16 protein-coding genes are annotated in these 16,688 nt (G+C 64.2%); 8 read left to right on the top strand and 8 right to left on the bottom strand.

Annotated elements, in window-relative coordinates; genetic code table 11:
* Positions 1 to 8: 8 nt before the first annotated feature.
* Positions 9 to 1,193: a hypothetical protein gene (locus ACR9WD_RS09675; protein WP_434922011.1), complete on the top strand. Its 1,185-nt coding sequence runs from the start codon at positions 9 to 11 to the stop codon at positions 1,191 to 1,193.
* A 28-nt stretch (positions 1,194 to 1,221) separates the two neighbouring features.
* Here ACR9WD_RS09675 and ACR9WD_RS09670 read toward each other — a convergent pair whose 3' ends face one another.
* From ACR9WD_RS09670 to ACR9WD_RS09660, 3 genes are all read right to left on the bottom strand, one after another.
* Positions 1,222 to 2,922 carry an HNH endonuclease signature motif containing protein gene (locus tag ACR9WD_RS09670; RefSeq protein ID WP_434922010.1) on the bottom strand — a complete coding sequence of 567 codons (1,701 nt, stop codon included), beginning with the start codon at positions 2,920 to 2,922 and terminating at the stop codon, positions 1,222 to 1,224.
* Positions 2,923 to 2,983: 61 nt separating this feature from the next.
* On the bottom strand, positions 2,984 to 4,165 hold the full coding sequence (locus ACR9WD_RS09665; RefSeq protein WP_434922009.1) for a class I SAM-dependent methyltransferase: 1,182 nt from the start codon (positions 4,163 to 4,165) through the stop codon (positions 2,984 to 2,986).
* Positions 4,162 to 4,836 (bottom strand): IMPACT family protein, encoded by a 675-nt coding sequence (locus ACR9WD_RS09660; protein WP_121866961.1) that lies wholly within the window; start codon positions 4,834 to 4,836, stop codon positions 4,162 to 4,164. The genes ACR9WD_RS09665 and ACR9WD_RS09660 overlap by 4 nt, the downstream gene beginning before the upstream one ends.
* A 25-nt stretch (positions 4,837 to 4,861) precedes the next feature.
* Between ACR9WD_RS09660 and coaE the strand changes: the two genes are divergently transcribed.
* The 5 genes from coaE (at position 4,862) to ACR9WD_RS09635 (ending at position 9,725) form a co-directional block, all read left to right on the top strand.
* Positions 4,862 to 5,458, top strand: a complete 597-nt coding sequence (coaE, locus tag ACR9WD_RS09655; protein ID WP_083515455.1) for a dephospho-CoA kinase — start codon at positions 4,862 to 4,864, stop codon at positions 5,456 to 5,458.
* A gap of 2 nt (positions 5,459 to 5,460) precedes the next feature.
* Positions 5,461 to 5,709 (top strand): hypothetical protein, encoded by a 249-nt coding sequence (locus ACR9WD_RS09650; RefSeq protein ID WP_038990743.1) that lies wholly within the window; start codon positions 5,461 to 5,463, stop codon positions 5,707 to 5,709.
* A gap of 72 nt (positions 5,710 to 5,781) precedes the next feature.
* Positions 5,782 to 7,869 carry an excinuclease ABC subunit UvrB gene (uvrB, locus tag ACR9WD_RS09645; protein ID WP_434922008.1) on the top strand — a complete coding sequence of 696 codons (2,088 nt, stop codon included), beginning with the start codon at positions 5,782 to 5,784 and terminating at the stop codon, positions 7,867 to 7,869.
* Between the two features lie 246 nt (positions 7,870 to 8,115).
* Positions 8,116 to 9,147 (top strand): TerC/Alx family metal homeostasis membrane protein, encoded by a 1,032-nt coding sequence (locus tag ACR9WD_RS09640; protein ID WP_223308732.1) that lies wholly within the window; start codon positions 8,116 to 8,118, stop codon positions 9,145 to 9,147.
* 110 nt (positions 9,148 to 9,257) lie between these two features.
* Positions 9,258 to 9,725 (top strand): MarR family winged helix-turn-helix transcriptional regulator, encoded by a 468-nt coding sequence (locus ACR9WD_RS09635; protein ID WP_121866959.1) that lies wholly within the window; start codon positions 9,258 to 9,260, stop codon positions 9,723 to 9,725.
* Positions 9,726 to 9,805: 80 nt separating this feature from the next.
* Here the strand turns inward: ACR9WD_RS09635 and ACR9WD_RS09630 are convergent, their stop codons facing one another.
* Positions 9,806 to 11,092 carry an alpha/beta fold hydrolase gene (locus tag ACR9WD_RS09630; RefSeq protein ID WP_434922007.1) on the bottom strand — a complete coding sequence of 429 codons (1,287 nt, stop codon included), beginning with the start codon at positions 11,090 to 11,092 and terminating at the stop codon, positions 9,806 to 9,808.
* Positions 11,092 to 11,580, bottom strand: a complete 489-nt coding sequence (locus ACR9WD_RS09625; protein ID WP_038990749.1) for a GNAT family N-acetyltransferase — start codon at positions 11,578 to 11,580, stop codon at positions 11,092 to 11,094. Before ACR9WD_RS09625 ends, ACR9WD_RS09630 begins: the two co-directional genes overlap by 1 nt.
* A 62-nt stretch (positions 11,581 to 11,642) precedes the next feature.
* On the opposite strand from ACR9WD_RS09625, the gene ACR9WD_RS09620 reads away from it, so the two are divergent.
* Both ACR9WD_RS09620 and ACR9WD_RS09615 read left to right on the top strand, forming a co-directional pair.
* The gene (locus ACR9WD_RS09620; protein ID WP_434922006.1) at positions 11,643 to 12,395 is read left to right on the top strand and encodes a metal-dependent hydrolase; all 753 of its coding nucleotides are present in this window, start codon (positions 11,643 to 11,645) and stop codon (positions 12,393 to 12,395) included.
* A gap of 51 nt (positions 12,396 to 12,446) precedes the next feature.
* Complete coding sequence (locus tag ACR9WD_RS09615) at positions 12,447 to 13,397, top strand: phosphotransferase (protein ID WP_083586596.1); 951 nt, start codon at positions 12,447 to 12,449, stop codon at positions 13,395 to 13,397.
* A 15-nt stretch (positions 13,398 to 13,412) separates the two neighbouring features.
* Here the strand turns inward: ACR9WD_RS09615 and ACR9WD_RS09610 are convergent, their stop codons facing one another.
* The 3 genes from ACR9WD_RS09610 to ACR9WD_RS09600 form a co-directional block, all read right to left on the bottom strand.
* A complete protein-coding gene (locus ACR9WD_RS09610; protein WP_434922005.1) occupies positions 13,413 to 13,604 on the bottom strand; it encodes a hypothetical protein in 192 nt (63 codons plus the stop codon).
* Between the two features lie 72 nt (positions 13,605 to 13,676).
* On the bottom strand, positions 13,677 to 14,132 hold the full coding sequence (locus ACR9WD_RS09605) for an NUDIX domain-containing protein (RefSeq protein ID WP_434922004.1): 456 nt from the start codon (positions 14,130 to 14,132) through the stop codon (positions 13,677 to 13,679).
* 2 nt (positions 14,133 to 14,134) lie between these two features.
* Positions 14,135 to 16,666: a DEAD/DEAH box helicase gene (locus tag ACR9WD_RS09600; RefSeq protein ID WP_434922003.1), complete on the bottom strand. Its 2,532-nt coding sequence runs from the start codon at positions 16,664 to 16,666 to the stop codon at positions 14,135 to 14,137.
* Positions 16,667 to 16,688: the final 22 nt, after the last annotated feature.

The raw sequence follows: 16,688 nt of genomic DNA, 5'->3' as shown, positions 1-16,688 counted from the left end.
ATTTCTGGGTGGCGGCAGCCGCCTGGCTTCCACTGGTTGCTTTAGTGGTCCTCGTCCGTCAAGATCTTCTGCATTCGCCGTACCTCGACCAGGGTTTCTGGCATATCGCGTCCTTTTCGATGATCGCTACCGTCCTCGCCATGATCTTCGGCGGCGGCCGGCAAGCACCGTGGATGGGATTGGGTGTAGCAGCTGGAGTTTATTTGCTGCTGGCCCCTGCCGGGGATCTGCAACGGATGCTGATGCTGTCGATGGCCTATTTCCTTCTGCTCTCCCTGACCGTAGGCATCCTCGATGCCCGGCTCAGACGCCAGCTGAAATCCTGGAAACGTGAAGCAACAGGCGGCATCGAACTGGCCGCGGGTCAGGAACGCGATTTCGGAATCACCAAGCAAATGCCGCCCACGGTCTGGAAACTGGCGTTCGGCGCCCTGGCTTATCCAATTCTCCGGCTGGGCTGGGAACTGATCAGCACAGAAGTGCATTCGTTGCATGACTTGGATGAAGGATACCGGCTTGACGTGTTGGCTGCGGTAATCCTGTTGGGCATCAGCTTGCTGATCAGCGTATTGCGCTGGATGCACCTGCAAGCAATGGGCCTTTTCGCACTCGAAGTGCCAGCGGATCACCGGATCGGCCCAACCTCTTTACGGGCCTGCGGAAACGCGATCCTCATCGACACGGATGAAACCGCGAATTGCCTGTGCCGGAACGACGACATGAACGGATCCAAGACGGAATTCGAAGATCCGCGATTCATTTTCTGTTCCGAGGTTTGCCCCGAGCACGGGGTGCATGCGGTCAATCAGCTCTCCCACGAGGAGTTCCTGGGCATTGCGGCCCAGCCCTGGGTCTACGGGGAGAACCTGAATGGGAAACTGCTTGAAGGAACCGGCCAGCGTTTGGTCATCGCGGGATTAAGCGGTTGGGGCTCGCGCCCGATTGCCGTGCGGGCATCCTGGCTCTATGGGGGAGGGAAACAGGCGAGCGCCTACTACTCTCCGGAATCCGCACGCGAACCGCTGAACCGCAGCAAACGACGCCTGGCGGTTAAGACGCCGAATGGCGACTCAGTTCTTGGCGATGACTTCGACAATAACAAGCGGGCCGAGATCGACCGGATCGACCTGCATCCCATAGGTATCAACGCCCATGCAGTGCGCGTGCACGGTGGGCGCCCATTCTTGATCTAACCTGGTATGGATGCCGTAGGACCGCGAACTAGGCGGCCGCTGCCATGTGGTAGTTGTTGCGTACCGGTTGCTGGGCAGGATCGATGAAGCTGGGCAGGATGACCTTGGGCACCCCGCCATCGGGAATGACCTTGATCAGTCCGGCATGCACGTCATGATGATGCGTGTCGCAGAGCATCGCGCTCCAATAGACCGCGGTGACACCGCCCTCGGACCAGAACCAGATGTGGTGGATGTTGCAGCGCTCGGGATCCATGGTGCACCCGGGCACAATGCAGCCGCGATCGCGCACGGCGATACCCAGCCGCATGTATCCCGGATGCTTGCGTTGGCTGCGGCCGATATCCAGCAGCTCGCCCTTGCCGCCGAGCACCATCGGGATGATGCGTGCCCTGGCGAGGGTCTGGCGCAGGTCGGTAGCGTTGAGCTTGAATCCATGCTGGGTGATGCCGTGGGTTCGTGCCCGGCCTTCCAGCTCATCCAAGGTCAGCATTACCACGATTTTCGGCGTGATGGCGGGGACCTTGACGGAGCCGTCAGCAAGATCTTCGGTGCCCTGTCCGGATTCTCCGTTCTGCACTGCGTGGAGCAGCTCCTGCAAGCGTTTCGAATTGATCTCCAGTAAATTCATCAGGCCGTTGAGACGGCGTGCCGCGGGAGAAAGTGGCTCAGGGCCAGGTTCTTCGCTGGCCGCGGCTTCTTCATCGGTGACGAAGTCCGGATGGGTTCCACTGCCTGGCTGGTAGAAAGTGCCGTCTCCAGTGTCTTGCCCTGGATCGTCTTGCAGCGGATCGGTGAAAGCTTGGCGCGCGGCCTGGCCCGGTGCAGAGCGTGGATTGTCGATTTGCGAGATGCCCGACTCGAAGAGCTCCGCACGGGTGGGGCGCAGGGCGAGATCGTAATGGACCAGCCCGTCGCGTTCACCTCGCCGGAACACCCCTTCCAGCGCTTCGGGCCGCTTCTTGCCGAGTCGTTCCTTCTGGGCCTTGAGGAAGTTGCCGACCAAGCGGCGGCGGGTGCCCGGATCAGGCTCATCCAAGTGCTCATCGACGACGGATTCAAGCAGCTCGCCGTCTTCGCTGAGCGCCGAGGCAGTGGCCGGTGCGGCGAATTCGTCCAGAGTGGGTTCCAGCGCGGCCAGGCGCCGGGCCGCGCTGAGCACTTCGGCTGGCGGCTGGTGCGGGTCATTGAAGCGCTCGGCCAGCAGCGGGAACTGTGCAGGGTGCCTCTGGTGCTGGTAGTCGTATTGCGCGTAGACGTGGTGGGCGGCATGGACGCGGCGTTTGGCCTCGAAAGGCTCGGTACGCAGCCAGGAAGCCAACAGCGTCGCGGGCCCGGGGGAGCCGGTCCGTGCTCCGGTGCGCGTGGCGGGAATGCTGAAATCGCTCCGGTTCTCGCGGGCCGCGGCCAGCTCTTCCGGGATGAGGGTGTGGGCGGCGGTGTCCTCGATGAGGTGGGCCGCGTAGATCTGCAGGCGCTGTCCCTGGTGGGTTGTTGCCTCGGCGGCGGTGGCCAAGGCCAGGGCATAGCGCGGGTCGTGCAGGTAGTGCGGCACGGAGCCGGCGGACGGAACATCGGAGGGCTGGGTGGACGAAGTGTCCGGGAGCAGGGTCTGCTGCAGGCGGGGGAGGAACGTGGCCAAGGCCAGTGCGTCGTCGACGTTGAGGGCCGGCGTGTCCTCGATTGCTTGTGCCAGCCCGGCGAGGGCTTGGCTGATTGTTCCGCTCATGGACCCAGCATGCGGCTGGTCGCGCGCGGCGTGCCGGGGCGGGACGCGGGCTGTGGAAAAGCTAGCGCGCGCGGGTGGATGCGGTGACGGTGAAGGTCTTGTCGCGGGCCAGCTGCCTGGTGGGGCCGACCCGGCGAACCAGTTCGCTGCGGTAGCGCAGGTGCGAGTTGAACACGCACAGCAAGGTGCCGCCGGGGGCGAGCACGCGGGCGGCGTCGTCGATCAGCTTGAACGCGATGTCGGCAGTGACGGTGTTGCCGATGTGGAAGGGCGGGTTCAGCGTGATGAGTGTGGCGCTGGCGTCGGGCAGGCGGCTCAGGGCATCATCCTGCACGGCGGTGATGCGGCCGGCCAGCTGGTTGCGCTGCGCGGCGGCCAGCGTGGAGGCGACGGCGGAAGCCGAATGGTCCGAGGCGTCCACGCGCAGCTGCGGATTGCGCAGGGCGGCGAAGATGCCGATCGAGCCGTTGCCGCAGGCCAAATCGACGAGCGTGCTGTGTTCGGACAGATCCGGCAGGTTTTCCAACAGCAGCCGGGTACCCGGGTCCAGCCGCGCGTTGCCGAAGGTCCCGGCACCGGCATGCAGGGTGAAGCTGGTGCCGCGCACCTGGTGGGTGGCGGTGGCCGGAAAGCTGCTGGAGGGCTGCTCGGCGCGCGGGCTGCTGGCTGTGAGCACCCGGGACTTCTGCCGGGCCAGCGAGACGTCGACGCGCTCGAAATGCGCCGCGAGCACCTCGTTCATGGAACGGCTCATGTGCTTGATCCGGCCGCCGGCGAACAGCCGTGCACCGGGGGCGGCCACGGCGGCCACCGCGGCGGCCTGCTCGCCAAGCACGTCCAATCCGCGGGGCAGGGCCAGCAGGACGACGCTGGCCTGTGCAGCGACCTGCTGGAGCGGGAAGAAGTCGAGGCGCTCGGCCGCTTCGGGCATCAGCCGGGCCAGGTTGGCCTCGATGGCGCGGCGGGCGGTGAGCGAATCGGTGTGCACGCGCACGCTCGTGCTGCCAAGCGCCAGCGAGCCCAGTGCCAGCGCGCCGTGGTGGTCGCCGATCACCGCGATGGATGCCGGCCAGGAGCCGGTTCCGGACGCGGCGGCGCAGGAGTCAAGGATGAGCCGGTCCGAGGCATCGGCGGCGAAGAGGTTCGGCGCTTCGACATCGGGCCAGCGGCGCAGCGCGGGAAGCAGGACCTGCAGCGCGCTGGCGCCCTCGTCGGCGTCGTGGGAATCAGCGGCAGTGTTCAAATCAGGTCAACCCATTGCGTGTTGGCGGCGGCCAGTTCTCCGGCGCCGGAAGTGAGCGTGGCGATACGGGTGCGCAGCTGGTCGGCGGCTTCCGGGGTGTCCGGGACGCCGACCTGCACGATCGCGGCATCGGCCTGCCAGGCGGTCGGCTCGATTTGGTAGCCGGCGGCGCGCAGGTCGTTCTCGTAGCGGGCCGCGTCGGCGTGGGAGGCGGCGAAGGTGTGGATCCGCATGCGCTGGCGCAGGTGCAGCTGCGCCTGGTCCAGTGCGGAGGACACCGCCTCGGAGTAGGCGCGGACCAGCCCGCCGGCGCCGAGCTTGATCCCGCCGAAGTAGCGGACCACCACGGCCAGCACGTCCGAGAGCACGCTGCCGTCGGCGATTTCGCGCTTGGCCAGGGCATCGAGCATCGGAATGCCGGCGGTGCCCGAGGGCTCGCCGTCGTCGTTGGAGCGCTGCGCCATCCGATCGGGGCCCAGGATGAACGCGCTGCAGTGGTGGCGGGCATCGAAGTGGCTCTTGCGCAGTGCGGCAATATGCTCGCGGGCGGCCGCCTCGGTCTCGACCCGGTAGAGGTAGGTGATGAAGCGCGAACGCTTGATTTCCAGCTCGTGCACGCAATCGCTGGTCAAAGTCGTGTACCGGGTCGCGGCCGAGTCGTTGGTGTTCATCCCCCTTAGTTTATAGGGTGGAAGCATGAAGCATGTGGGACTGACCGGGGGAGTGGCCTCCGGAAAATCGGCGGTCGCGGCCAAACTGGCATCATTGGGCGCCGTCGTCATCGATGCCGACGCATTAGCCCGCCAGGTCGTGGAACCCGGCACGCCCGGGCTGGCTGCGATCAAGGACACCTTCGGCGAGGGGATTCTGCTGCCCGACGGGTCGTTGGACCGGCCCGCCTTAGGCGCGATCGTATTCTCCGATGCGGCGCAGCGGGCCAAGCTCAACGAGATCGTGCACCCGCTGGTGCGCGAGCAGGCAGAGGCCCTGCGCGAGGCCGCGGCACCCGGTGCGCTGGTGGTGGAGGACATCCCGCTGCTGGTCGAGTCCGGGCAGGCGGACCGCTTCGATGCCGTGATCGTCGTCCAGGCCCCGCATGATGAACGCATCCGCCGCATGGTCCAGGACCGCGGCTGGAGCCGCGACGACGCCGAAGCCCGGATGGCCGCTCAGGCCACGGACGAGCAGCGGGCGGCAGTGGCCGACTACCTGCTGGATAATTCCGGCAGCCTGGAAGAACTCGAGGCCCAGGTCGCCTCCCTCTACCGCCAATTGGCCCCAGCACAGGAGTAGCAATGTACAAGATCTGCAAGTGGACCACCCTGATCGCCTTTGCCGCAGCACTGGTGCTGTGGCTGGGATTCGGCGGCCGCGAGGAATTCGTCGCCAGCGAATCCGGACCGTATTCGCCGGTGGTCTACATTTCCGGCTGGCTGGGCCTGATCGGCCTGGCCGCCGCGACCGTCATGACCGTCGGCTTCTTCGGCAGCAGCATCCAGCGCACCGTCAAGCGCAATGCGATCCGTTACGGGATGCGCAAGTAGCACCCGGGCATTAAGCTGAAAGCTGGCTCGGGCGAGCGGCCATCGGCCGGTGCAAGTGGATATGCTGGAAGCATGAGTCTTGCACAGCCCATCAAGCGCGTGGTCGCCCCTTTCGAAGTCATCAGCGAGTACGAGCCTGCCGGCGACCAGCCGCAGGCCATCAAGGAGCTGACCGAGCGGATCAACGCCGGCGAGAAGGACATCGTGCTGCTCGGCGCCACCGGCACCGGCAAGTCCGCGACCACCGCCTGGCTGGTCGAGCAGGTGCAGCGCCCCACCCTGGTGCTGGTGCAGAACAAGACCCTGGCCGCCCAGTTGGCCAACGAATTCCGCGAGCTGCTGCCGAACAATGCGGTGGAGTACTTCGTCTCCTACTACGACTACTACCAGCCCGAGGCCTACGTCCCGCAAACCGATACCTTCATCGAGAAGGACTCCTCGATCAACGAGGAGGTCGAACGGCTGCGCCACTCGGCCACCAACTCGCTGCTCACCCGCCGCGACACGATCGTCGTCGCCACCGTCTCCTGCATCTATGGCCTGGGCACCCCCGAGGAATACGTGGCCGGAATGGTCACCGTGCGCCAGGGCGAGGAACTGGACCGCGACGCGATGCTGCGCCAGTTCGTCGCCATGCAGTACACCCGCAACGACATGGACTTCCACCGCGGCACCTTCCGGGTGCGCGGCGACACCGTGGAGATCATCCCGATGTACGAGGAGCAGGCGGTGCGCATCGAGTTCTTCGGCGACGAGGTGGAGGCCATCTACACGCTGCACCCGGTCACCGGCGAGGTGATCCGCGAGGAAACCGAGATGTACATTTTCCCGGCCAGCCACTATGTGGCCGGCGCCGAGCGGATGGGCAAGGCCATCAAGTCCATCGAGGACGAGCTGGCGGTGCGGCTGAAGGAGCTGGAGTCGCAGAACAAGCTGGTCGAGGCCCAGCGGCTGCGCATGCGCACCACCTATGACCTGGAAATGATGGAGCAGATGGGATTCTGCAACGGCATCGAGAACTACTCGCGGCATATTGACGGCCGAGAGGCAGGTTCCGCACCGCACTGCCTGCTGGACTACTTCCCGGACGACTTCCTGCTGGTCATCGACGAGTCGCATGTGACCGTGCCGCAGATCGGCGCCATGTACGAGGGCGACATGTCGCGCAAACGCACCCTGGTGGAGCACGGCTTCCGCCTGCCATCGGCGATGGACAACCGCCCGCTGAAGTGGGACGAGTTCCTGGAGCGCATTGGGCAGACGGTGTACCTCTCGGCCACCCCGGGCAAGTACGAGCTGGGCAAGTCCGACGGCTTTGTCGAGCAGATCATCCGCCCGACCGGCCTGGTCGACCCGGAGATCATCGTCAAGCCGACCAAGGGGCAGATCGACGACCTGCTCGACGAGATCCGCACCCGGGTGGACCGCGACGAGCGCGTGCTGGTCACCACACTGACCAAGCGCATGGCCGAGGATCTGACCGATTATCTGACCGAGCAGCAGGTCCGGGTGCAGTACCTGCACTCGGACGTGGACACCATCCGCCGCGTGGAGCTGCTGCGCGAGCTGCGCATGGGCTCCTTCGACGTGCTGGTCGGCATCAACCTGCTGCGCGAGGGCCTGGATTTGCCCGAGGTGTCGCTGGTGGCGATCCTGGATGCCGACAAGCAGGGCTTCCTGCGCTCGGCCACCTCGCTGATCCAGACCATCGGCCGTGCCGCGCGCAACGTGTCCGGCCAGGTCATCATGTATGCGGACAAGATCACCGATGCGATGGACCAGGCAATCGAGGAGACCAACCGCCGCCGGGCGATCCAGGAAGCGCACAACAAGGAGCACGGGATCGACCCGATGCCGCTGCGCAAGAAGATCGCCGACATCACCGACCAGCTGGCGCGCGAAGATGCCGATACCCAGGAGCTGCTGAACAACAACCGCTTGGCGAAGAATGCCAAGCGCAGCAAGGCCTCCCCGGCGGTGCGCAAGGATGGCCTGGCCGCGGCTCCGGCCGAGGACCTGCTGGGCCAGATCGAGGAAATGACCGAGCAGATGCACGCAGCGGCCGCCGAACTGCAGTTCGAGCTCGCTGCCCGCATTCGCGACGAAGTGTCCGAGCTGAAGAAGGAACTGCGCCAGATGCAGGCCGCCGGCCACGCGTAACCAGGGTGCTGTTCAGCGCAGTGTGGCGACATCCACTGACCCTGTGCGGTTCCTGTGCGCTACACTTGATCACTGGACGTAGGGGAGTATCCCAATGCTGTGAACGTCAACACGCGGACCAATGATGTTCCGCCGGGCGCAGCAGCCGACCAGCACTACGGGTGCCACGAGATTTCGGGCACCGTGCAGGCGGCGGAGAGACTTGCGGCGATTTTGACATACCCTCCAACGAAAGGTCGCTCGTCCGTGGGCACTTCTGGAATTAGCCTTCAATTCGAGATCATCGCACTGGTAGTCCTGTGCGTGGTCTTGGCCGCTGACTTACTGTACGTAACGAAGCGTCCGCACATTCCTTCCATGAAGGAAGCTGGCATCTTCGTCAGCATCTACATCGGCTTGGCTATCGCCTTCGGCGGCTTGATCTGGTGGCAGGCCGGCCCGCAGCTCGGCCAGGAATTCTACGCCGGCTGGATCACCGAATACGCGTTGTCGGTGGACAACCTGTTCGTCTTCATCATCATCATGGCCCGCTTCTCGGTACCGCGAAAGTACCAGCAGGAAGTGCTGATGTTCGGCATCATCATCGCGCTGATCCTGCGCGCGATCTTCATCGTGCTCGGTGCCGCAATCATCGAGCAGTGGTCGTGGGTCTTCTACATCTTCGGCGCCTTCCTGCTGTGGACCGCATGGAACCAGCTCAAGGACGAGGACGAGGACGAGGAAAGCGGCCTGGTCAGCAAGCTGACCAGCAAGCTGCCGATCTCCAAGGACTTCGATGGCGCCAAGCTGCGCACCGTGGTCGACGGCAAGAAGCTGTTCACCCCGATGGTGCTGGTCTTCGTGACCATCGGCATGACCGACCTGCTGTTCGCCTTCGACTCGATTCCGGCGATCTTCGGCCTGACCAAGTCCGCGTTCATCGTCTTCACCGCGAACATCTTCGCGCTGATGGGCCTGCGCCAGCTGTACTTCCTGCTCGGCGGGCTGATGAACCGCCTGGTCTTCCTGAAGCACGCACTGAGCTTCATCCTGGCCTTCATCGGCGTGAAGCTGGTCTTCCACGCCCTGCACGAGAACCAGGTGCCGTTCATCAACGGCGGCGAACCGCTTCACTACGCGTGGCTGGACATCTCCGTTGGCCTCTCGCTGCTGGTGATCCTCGGCGCGATCGTCATCGCCACCGTGCTCTCGCTGTGGAGCCCGTGGGGCAAGCGCGCAGCCGCGAACGCCGAAGCCGCCGCAGTGGCCGACGCCGCTGAGCTCGCGAAGCACGACTAACCCCGGGTAGCGCGAATAACAGCCCGCCGGGACCGGTTCATTTGAACTGGTCCTGGCGGGTTTTGCGTACCCGGATAGTGTGCCTATGCAGTTCTGCTAAGGTGATTCCCATGAGCGATCCATCAACAGAAGCCAGCGATATTGCCACCGGCGTGGCACTCGCCTCGGGCACCATGTCGCGGCTGCTTGGACGCGCGGCAGGGCAGGGCCGATCGGTCACCGCGTGGCGGGTGCTTTCCACCTTGGACCGCTTGGGTCCGCAGCGCGTGGGAGACCTTGCTGTTGAGCAGCGTGTTGCGCAGCCGACCATGACCGGCCTGGTCATCCGCATGGAGAATGACGGGTTGGTGCAGCGCCAGCCGGACCCGAAGGACGGCCGAGCCAGCTTGGTCAGCCTGACTGGCGAGGGCAAGGAAGCGATCGAAGCCTACCGGCAGCGCGCGATCGCTTCGCTGGCAGGCGGCATCGATTCCTTCAGCGCCGAGGAGCGGCAGGTTATGGCGCAGGCGGTGCCGCTGCTGCAACGGCTCAATGGCCAGGTCGCCGCGCAGCTGGACACCCACGGACAGCAGGCTTAATCGGCAACGCGCTTGAATCCTCGGCGGGATTCAAGCGCGTTGCCTGTTTGCCATCTCAGCTGACGGATCGGCTCCCTTGTCTAGTCGTCGTTGGACGCGGCCTGGGGTTCCTCGCCATTAGCCATGGCCAGCAGGCGGCGGAAGATCGCCGGGCCGTCATCGCCGATGCCGTCATGGTGGTAGTCCTCGGTCACCCACACCTGCAATCCTGCCACCTGCGAGGCCGTGCGCAGCGAAAGCTCGCGGTCCACATAGACATCGTCGTGGTAAACCGCCGCGGCCACCGGCACCTTGTTCTTGGCCAGCACGTCCAGGTCGTACAACGGGCCGAAGCCCTCGTGCTCGGCCAGGATGCGGGCCACATCCTCCAAGGGACGCAAGGCAGGATCCTCGGAGAAATGCCAGCTGTAGATCATCTCGCCGGTCAGCAACGGGGTCGCCGCGTGGTATGTGAAATCCGGGAACTCCGGCAAGACCTGTTCCGCGGCGAAATTGGTCGCCTCGCCTTGCGCGTAAATGGTTTCGTGCATCAGCGCATAGAGCGGGTTCGATGCGAACGAGGACTGCGCGTTCAGCGCTTCGAGGAAGGCGTCCGAGAGGCGTTCGCCGCCCGGGGTATCGCTGAAGGCCTCCTCGAAGATGTGGTGCAGCAGGTGCACCCGGGTGTTGCCGCCCAGGTACATGCCCAGCATCTGCACCAGCGGGACGGTGACGCGCTGGCCGTTGGGCAGGCGCTCATCGTCATTGGTGCGCACATGCTCGTAGATCCTGTGCAGCGTCTCATAGTCCTCGGGATACCAGGAGAAGTACTCGCGGTTGCGTTCGGCCATGCGCTGGTAGGTGGCACGGTAGACGGTCTTCGCATCGGCATCCAGCGAGGCCAGCCCACCGGTGACCAGGCAGCGGGTGAGCGACTGCGGGAAGAGCGAGAGGTAGGTCAGGGTGCAGAACCCGCCGTAGCTTTGGCCCAGGGTGCTCCATTGCGCGATGCCCAGGTGCTCGCGCAGCGCCTCGGCATCGCGCACGATCGAATCGGCCCGGAAATGCGTGAGGTAGCGTGCCTGGGCCGCCGAGTCCCCGCGCAACGGAAGGGTCTTGCGGTTGGCCGGGGTGGACAGCCCGGTGCCGCGCTGGTCCAGCAGCAGCACGCGGAAGTGCTTGGTGGCTTCGGCCAGCCACCCGGAGAGAGACCCCGGGCGTGGGGACTTGCCGCCTGGCCCGCCCTGCAGGAACAGCAGCCAGGGCTTTGATGAGTCGGTGCTGATCTCGCGGGCGAAGATCGAGATCTTCTCGCCCTGCGGGTCTGCATGGTCCAGCGGGACCTCGATGCGATGGTCGGTGACGTCCATGCCGCGGTAATGCCGCATTAGTTTGCTCCTCGAGTGCCAAGTGCGTGCAGTGCTTCGCCGTCCAGGCGGCGTGTGGTCCAGCCGTCCATGGAACCAGCGCCGATCGCGTCGTAGAACTTGATCGCCGGTTCATTCCAATCCAGCACCGACCATTCCAGGCGCTTGTAGCCGCGCTGGACGCAGATCTGCGCCAGGGTGCGCAGCAACGCGGTTCCGGTGCCCGAACCGCGTCGCGCTTCGCGCACGTAGAGGTCTTCCAGGTGGATGCCGTGCCGGCCTTCCCAGGTGGAGTAGGTCAGGAACCACAGGGCCATGCCCTTCAGCTCGCCGGATTCATCCTCGGCCACGTGGGCGAAAACTTGGGGATTGGGGCCGAAGAGGTGCTCTTGCAGATCAGCTACGGTGTTGTGCACCGCATCTGGTTCCTTCTCGTAGTCGGCCAATTCCTGGATCATCTCCAAGATCTGCGGGCAGTCGCCCGGAACAGCTTCACGCACAATACTCATGTGTTCCAGCTTACCTCCGTCGCACCGCTAAAACGTCGGTGACCAGACCTAAGGTTGAATGCATGATGGGTGGACACCACGCGGTGAGCGGCGCAGCCGCATGGTTGGCGATAACGACTCCGGTCACCGTGGGATCGGTGAACCTGGGGCTGGGCACCTTCCAAATGGACCGCTGGGAAACCCTGGCCGGAGCGATCGTGTGCGCAGGTGCCGCCCTGCTGCCCGACGCCGATCACCATTCGGCCACGATCGCCCGTTCACTGCCGCCAATTTCCAGCATCTTCACCCGGATCATCGGTTCTGCTTCCGGCGGGCACCGCAATGGCACCCATTCGCTGATCGGCATCGCCTTCTTCATCTTCCTGGCCTGGCTGGCCAACGGCTGGGATGTGCAAACCGCGGCCCTGGGGACGGTCTATCCGGCGGCGGCGCTGTTCGCGATCCTGCTGATCTCCTTCGCGGTGAAGACCATGAAGTTCATGCCGCCGCTCTTGTGCTGGATTATCGCCCTGGCCGCCGGCACCTTCGTGGGGATGAACACTCCGGCGGAGAACCAGTGGTTCCTGCTGGCGGTGGCCATCGGCGTGATCGCGCATGTGCTGGGCGACATGCTGACCATCGGAGGCTGCAATCTGCTGTGGCCGATCAAGATCGGCTCCCCGCGCTGGTTCCGCCGGATGCCGGTATTCGGCGGCTGCTGGAAGTCCAACGGCCGGGTGGCGCTGCCGATTCTGGGCGAAACCGGCTCCACCTCCGAATGGCTGCTGGCCACGGGACTGACCACCTATGTGGGCATCGCGCTAATCGTCGCCTAGCTGCCCGCAGGCACTCCAGAACATTTTTGGGAGATGGCCTAAGGCCATGGCATGATCCAAACCATGGTGATCCACTACACGCAGCGCATCAGCTGGCCAGATCTTCCTGCCGAACTGCGCGAACTGATTGAATCGCACTTGGGATCGCAAGTCATCACGGCGCATAGCCAATACGGCGGGTTCTCTGCGGGCAGCGCCGACCGGCTGCTCACCGCCGCAGGGCAGAAGGTGTTCGCCAAAGCTGTCAGCCACGGGCTGAATGGCCCGGGCGCCGCCCTGCATGCGCGAGAGGCGGATATTGCAGCGATGCTCCCGGCTTCGATGCCGGTTCCGAAATTCCTGGGACGGATTCGCTGGGATGACTGGGAGGCGTTGATTTTCGACCAAGCGCCAGGGGGTAACCCGCAGCTTCCCTGGGGTGCCGACGAGCTTATCCGGGTGCTGGACACGCTCGCGCAGCTGGCGGATCAGCAGCCAGCTGGAATCACCAGCTTGCTTCCTGCCCTCGAAGTAGATCTGCGCGAGGACGCCAGCGGTTTTGCTCGGATCATGGCTGATGAATGGATTCCTGCAGACCCTTGGTTGGCGCAAAACCTGGAAGCACTCCATGAACTGGCCATCGAAGGAATTGGGGCGCTGGCCGGAAACCAGCTGGTGCACACCGATCTGCGCTCGGACAACATCTTGCTGGGCGAAGATGGGGGCGTGCTTCTGGTCGACTGGCCGTGGGCTTCGCGTGGAGCCGCGTGGTATGACGCGTTGACGGTGCTGGTTGAGGCCAGGATTTTCGATCCGGCACTGGATGCGGACGCCATTGCATCATCCCACCGGATTTTCGCCTCGGCGAGCTCCGATGCTCTGACTGGAGTGCTGGCTGGTTTGGCTGCCTACTATGTTGATGCCGCGCGCAGGCCAGAAGTTCCGGGGCTGCCCACCCTGCGCAGCTATCACGCCAAGCAGGCAACGGCCTGCGTAGCCTGGCTCAAAGCCCGATTGGGGTAATGCTAAGACCTGTTGCTAGCCGGACCCGGGCATCTCGGCGTTCTCCCCGCGGTAGATCAGGGCAAGGCCGAGGAATATCAGGCCGAGTTGGAAAACGGTCGCGACCCATGCGCCGGAAGCAAAGAGTTCCGACCAACCGCTGAGCAGCCCTATCAGGACCAGCAGCAATATGCCTGCTCCAAGCAGGCGCAGCTTGAATCCATTCATGGCCACACCCTACGACAATGCCCGCAACATTGCTACCGGTTTCCGGCAGGATGTTGCGGGCATTGTGTGCGACTAGTCCAGACGTTGGGGCTGGGGCGTTTCCGTGCCGAATCCCATGGAAAGGATCGGCGGCAGGTCGGAATCCAGCCTGGAAAGTACCAGATCTTCCTGTTCAACGAGGTTATCCGGAAGGGCATCCAGCGGGAACCAACGCAGCTGCGCGGCTCGCTCCGGCTCCATAAGTCTCGGTACACCATCCCACTGGCTGGTGCGGAAGAAGAAATCCACGTAGCTGCCAGCTTGCTGGTTACGATGCACCGTGCACAACGGCTGAAGCTGTGCCGGATCGATGTGGATTCCCAGCTCTTCGCCGGCTTCACGCACGGCGGCGGCCTGGGCAGCTTCGCCGGGCTCAACATGCCCGGCGGCCGCAGTGCTCCAGTGCCCGTCCATGTAGCCGGTTCCTTGGCGCAGCTGCAGCAAAACCTCATCGCGGTGTTGCAAGATGACGTAGCTGATCGCCTTCATGCCTAGTCCAGACGGCCCACGGAGGTCACGGTAACCACCGGTTCGCCTACCTCGTCCGAGTCATCCAGCGAGATGGTCGCGGAAATACCCCAGTCGTGGTGCTCGGAAGGATCAGCGAAGACCTGGCGTACTTCCCAGATGCGGTTAGGCAGTTCCTTGACGATGAACAGCTTGGAGCTGCGTCCAACCGGACCGTCATCGATGTCATCGTGCTCATCGAAGTAGCCATCCATCGCATCGGCCCAGGCATCCGCGTCGAATCCGTTGTGCTCATCGAGTTCGCCCAGCGCCTTGTCTTGCTCGTCAGCGAAGAGCTTCACGCGGCGGAACATCTCGTTGCGGACCATCACCCGGAAGGCCCGCACATTGCTGGTCAGCTTTTCCGGTGCCGGAGGCGGTGCGGTTTCGGTTTCCTCGTGCAGCTCGCCGCGGGAGAGCTCTTCCCACTCGTCGAGCAGCGAGGAGTCGATCTGGCGGATCATTTCGCCCAGCCACTCGATGAGGTCTTCGAGATCCTCGCGCAGAGCATCCTGCGGGACGGTCTGGCGCAGAGCCTTGTACGCGTCAGTGAGGTAGCGCAGCAGCACGCCCTCGGAGCGGGCCAACTGGTAGTACTGGACGAAATCGGAGAAGCCCATGGCGCGTTCGTACATGTCGCGGACGACCGACTTGGGCGCCAGCTCGAAATCGGCCAGCCACGGCGCACCGGAGCGGTACTGCTCGAACGCGCTCTCCAGCTTCTCCGCCAGCGGCATCGGGTAGGTGACCTCATCCAGCGCGTTCATGCGGTCGTTGTAGTCCATTCCTTCGGCCTTCATCGCGGCAATAGCCTCGCCGCGGGCCTTCTTCTCCTGGCCGGAGAGCACCTGGCGCGGCTTTTCCAAAGTAGCCTCGATCACCGAAACCACATCCAGCGCATAGCTGGCCGAATCCGGGTCCAGCAGGTCCAAGGCGGCCAGCGCGAAGGGCGAAAGCGGCTGGTTCAGCGCGAAGTTCTGCTGCAGGTGCACGGTCAGCTCATACCAGTTGCCGTATTCGTCGGGCTGCTCCCGGCGCACCACCACCTCGGTGGCGATCAGCTCGCGCAGGATGCCGATGGCGCGCTTCTTGAGCTTGCGCTGCGCGGCCGGGGTCTCGTGGTTTTCGCTGAGCAGGCGCACAGCGGCCTCGAACGCGTTATCTTCGCGTTCGAGCAGGTTCAGCAGCATCGAGTGCGAGACCTGGAAGGAGGACTTCAGCGTTTCGGGGGCGGCCTCGACGATCTTCTCGAAAGTCTTCTCGCCCCAGGTCACGAAGTTCTGCGGCGGCTTCTTCTTTGGGATCTGCTTGAGCTTGGACGAGCCCTCGCCATGCTTCTTCAGGGCCTTTTCCATGGCCTTGTGGTTCTCGATCGCATGCTCCGGGGCCTGCACCAGCACGGTGCCTGCAGTATCGAACCCGGCGCGTCCGGCGCGGCCGGCAATCTGGTGGAATTCGCGGGCATTGACGATGCGGGTGCGGGTGCCATCGAATTTGGACAGGGCGGTGATCACCACGGTGCGGATCGGCACGTTGATGCCCACGCCCAGGGTGTCGGTGCCGCAGATGACCTTGAGCAGGCCTGCCTGGGCCAGTTGTTCGACCAGACGGCGGTACTTGGGCAGCATGCCGGCGTGGTGGATGCCAATGCCGTGGCGGACCAGGCGGTTCAGCGTCTTGCCGAATCCTGCGGCGAAGCGGAAGCCGCCGATCATCTCGGAGATCTTTTCCTTCTCCTCGCGCGTGGCCACATTCACGCTCATCAGCCCGGTCGCGCGGTCGATGGCATCGAGCTGGGAAAAGTGCACGATGTAGATCGGGACCTGCTTGGTCTTGATCAGTTCCTCCACGGCTTCCTGCACCGGCTCCATGGAGTAGTAGAAGTGCAATGGGATCGGACGCTCGGTGTGCGCGACCGTGACCGTGGTCTTGCCGGTGCGTTCTTCGAGTTCCTTCTCGAAACGGGTGACGTCGCCCAGGGTTGCGCTCATCAGCAGGAACTGCGCCTGCGGCAGCTCGATCAGCGGAACCTGCCAGGCCCAGCCACGCTGCGGATCGGCGTAGAAGTGGAATTCGTCCATGATCACGCAGCCCACGTCGGCCTTGGAGCCTTCGCGCAGGGCGATGTTCGCCAGGATCTCTGCGGTGCAGCAGATGATCGGGGCGTCGGCGTTCACCGAGGAGTCGCCGGTGACCATGCCGACGTTCTCCGCGCCGAAGATCTTGCACAAGTCGAAGAACTTCTCGGAGACCAGGGCCTTGATCGGCGCAGTGTAGAAGCTGATCTGGTCTCGGGCCATGGCATAGAAGTGCGCAGCGATGGCAACCATGGACTTCCCCGACCCGGTGGGGGTGGCCAGGATGACATTGTTGCCGCCGGCCAGCGCCATCGACGCTTCGTCCTGTGCGGGGTAGAGGCTGATGCCGCGCGTCGCCACCCACTGGCCGAAAGCCTCGTAGATTTCGTCGTCGGATACGTTCTTGGTGTCTGCTGGCAGATAATCGGTGAGCAACATGATGTTCCTAGCCTATCGGTTG

The organism is Glutamicibacter sp. PAEs-4, assembly GCF_051161755.1.
Classification (GTDB): Bacteria; Actinomycetota; Actinomycetes; order Actinomycetales; family Micrococcaceae; genus Glutamicibacter; species Glutamicibacter nicotianae.
Note: the sequence above shows the minus strand (reverse complement) of the source record. Positions and strands in the feature narration are given on the sequence as shown.

Bases quoted from the DNA above. Each gene is read 5' to 3' on its own strand.
- ACR9WD_RS09670 (WP_434922010.1), bottom strand. From the start codon at position 2,922: ATGAGCGGAACAATCAGCCAAGCCCTCGCCGGGCTGGCACAAGCAATC.
- ACR9WD_RS09660 (WP_121866961.1), bottom strand. From the start codon at position 4,836: ATGAACACCAACGACTCGGCCGCGACCCGGTACACGACTTTGACCAGC.
- coaE (WP_083515455.1), top strand. From the start codon at position 4,862: ATGAAGCATGTGGGACTGACCGGGGGAGTGGCCTCCGGAAAATCGGCG.
- ACR9WD_RS09650 (WP_038990743.1), top strand. From the start codon at position 5,461: ATGTACAAGATCTGCAAGTGGACCACCCTGATCGCCTTTGCCGCAGCA.
- uvrB (WP_434922008.1), top strand. From the start codon at position 5,782: ATGAGTCTTGCACAGCCCATCAAGCGCGTGGTCGCCCCTTTCGAAGTC.
- ACR9WD_RS09635 (WP_121866959.1), top strand. From the start codon at position 9,258: ATGAGCGATCCATCAACAGAAGCCAGCGATATTGCCACCGGCGTGGCA.
- ACR9WD_RS09630 (WP_434922007.1), bottom strand. From the start codon at position 11,092: ATGCGGCATTACCGCGGCATGGACGTCACCGACCATCGCATCGAGGTC.
- ACR9WD_RS09625 (WP_038990749.1), bottom strand. From the start codon at position 11,580: ATGAGTATTGTGCGTGAAGCTGTTCCGGGCGACTGCCCGCAGATCTTG.
- ACR9WD_RS09620 (WP_434922006.1), top strand. From the start codon at position 11,643: ATGATGGGTGGACACCACGCGGTGAGCGGCGCAGCCGCATGGTTGGCG.
- ACR9WD_RS09615 (WP_083586596.1), top strand. From the start codon at position 12,447: ATGATCCAAACCATGGTGATCCACTACACGCAGCGCATCAGCTGGCCA.
- ACR9WD_RS09610 (WP_434922005.1), bottom strand. From the start codon at position 13,604: ATGAATGGATTCAAGCTGCGCCTGCTTGGAGCAGGCATATTGCTGCTG.
- ACR9WD_RS09605 (WP_434922004.1), bottom strand. From the start codon at position 14,132: ATGAAGGCGATCAGCTACGTCATCTTGCAACACCGCGATGAGGTTTTG.
- ACR9WD_RS09600 (WP_434922003.1), bottom strand. From the start codon at position 16,666: ATGTTGCTCACCGATTATCTGCCAGCAGACACCAAGAACGTATCCGAC.